Below are 1113 nucleotides of genomic sequence, written 5' to 3'. Positions count from 1 at the left end.
AAGTCTTTGAAGGAGATCAGCACGATGACCGCACCCGACAGTCTGCACCTGCACGCCCTTGCCGAGGACAATCTCGCCGCGGCGAGTCCGGACCTGCTGCGCGCGATGGTCAAGACCTTCGCCGACGCGCTCATGTCCGCGGAGGCCGACACCCTCTGCAACGCCGAGTACGGGCAGGTCAGCGAGGAACGCGTCAATCACCGCAACGGCTATCGCCCGCGCGAGTGGGACACGAGGGCCGGGACCGTCGAGCTCGCCGTTCCCAAGCTCCGGCAGGGCAGTTACTTCCCACACTGGCTCCTCGAACGCCGCCGCCGGGCCGAACAGGCCCTGATCTCGGTGGTGGCCACCGCCTACCTGCTCGGCGTCTCCACCCGCCGGGTCGAGAAGCTCGCCGAGTCCCTCGGCGTCACCCAGCTGTCGAAGTCCCAGGTGAGCGCGATGGCCCGGCACCTGGACGAACAGGTTGCCGCCTTCCGCAACCGGCCCCTGGACGCCGGCCCATACTCGTTCGTCTGGGTCGATGCCCTGACCCAGAAGGTCCGCGAAGGCGGCCGCATCATCAACGTCCACGCCCTGATCGCGGTTGGCGTCAACGCCGACGGACACCGCGAGATCCTCGGCCTGGACGTCGCCACCGCCGAGGACGGCGCGGGCTGGCTCGCCTTCCTGCGTTCCCTGATCGCCCGCGGCCTGTCCGGCGTCCAGCTCGTCATCTCCGACGCGCACGCCGGCCTGGTCGACGCGATCGGGGCGGTGCTGCCCGGCGCGTCCTGGCAGCGCTGCCGCACCCACTACGCAAGAAACCTGCTGAGCCAGGTGCCGAAGTCGGCCCAGCCGTGGGTGGCCACCCTGCTGCGGACCGTGTTCGAACAGCCCGACACCGACGCGGTCAAGGCCCAGATGACACATGTCCTGGACGCTCTGGAGGCCAAGTTCCCCAAAGCTGCGGCCCACTTGGACGCCGCCCAGCACGACCTGCTGGCCTTCACCGCCTTCCCACGCGAGATCTGGCGGCAGATCTGGTCGAACAACCCGCAGGAACGGCTGAACAAGGAAATCCGGCGCCGCACCGACGTGGTCGGCATCTTCCCCGACCGCACCGCCGTCATC

1 protein-coding gene is annotated in these 1113 nt (G+C 68.9%); it reads left to right on the top strand.

Annotated features, from left to right (window positions below):
• Positions 1-24: 24 nt before the first annotated feature.
• A partial coding sequence (locus tag ACIPSA_RS51435) for an IS256 family transposase (RefSeq protein WP_402649268.1) occupies positions 25-1113 on the top strand: 1089 nt, incomplete at its 3' end.

Source organism: Streptomyces sp. NPDC086549, assembly GCF_044746205.1.
Taxonomy (GTDB): Bacteria; Actinomycetota; Actinomycetes; order Streptomycetales; family Streptomycetaceae; genus Streptomyces.
Note: the sequence above shows the minus strand (reverse complement) of the source record. Positions and strands in the feature narration are given on the sequence as shown.